The 632-nt window shown below is 64.7% G+C and carries 1 protein-coding gene; it reads right to left on the bottom strand.

Annotation, left to right across the window (positions count from 1 at the left end):
* Nucleotides 1-632 (bottom strand): Ig-like domain-containing protein (locus AC3WTM_RS29525; RefSeq protein ID WP_173677988.1); only part of this gene is annotated, 632 nt, incomplete at both ends.

Here is a 632-nt window from a genome sequence, read left to right as displayed (position 1 = left end):
TTTATCGGCACCGTCACGGTTTTGCCGAAGGCCGATTTGATGGTCGCCGTCGGACTAGGCGACGGGCCACTGCCGGCGGTGGTCACTGCGATGTTCCAGCGCGCGCCTGTGGCCGTAGGCGTCAGGACGGCGGCGCCAAGGTTCACCGTACCGGTTGTGGTCGTGGCCGTTGCCGTGATGGTATTGCCCGTGCCACGGGAGGTGGTGCCGGACAGGACCCAATACCAGCGGCTGTTGCTGCGGGCGGTGACGGTGGCGCTGGTGACGATCAAGCTTTCGTTGATTGCTGCCGAGACTGCCACGGACACCGTCGCCGGTGCCGACTCCGCGTTCTTGGCATCGCTGGCCCTATAGGTAAAGGTCGCGGTGAACGGTGCGGGGATCGTGGCCGGTGGTGTGTAGGTCACACGCACGCCATCGGTGCTGACCACGCCCTTGCCGGAGTCCGGTTGCTCCAGGCCCACCACCTTAAGTGGCACGTTACCGTCAGGGTCGCTGTCGTTGGCCAGCACGTTGATGATCACCGGTTGGCCGGTGTTACTGATGGCGCTGTCGGCGTTGGCGATCGGTTTTTGGTTATCGGGGTCCTCGACACGTGTATCGCCAGTGCGGAAGGTCGGCAGCGCGGCGGA

The organism is Pseudomonas sp. EU05-FHT14B02, assembly GCF_058791055.1.
This window is presented reverse-complemented; position numbering and strand designations above follow the sequence as displayed.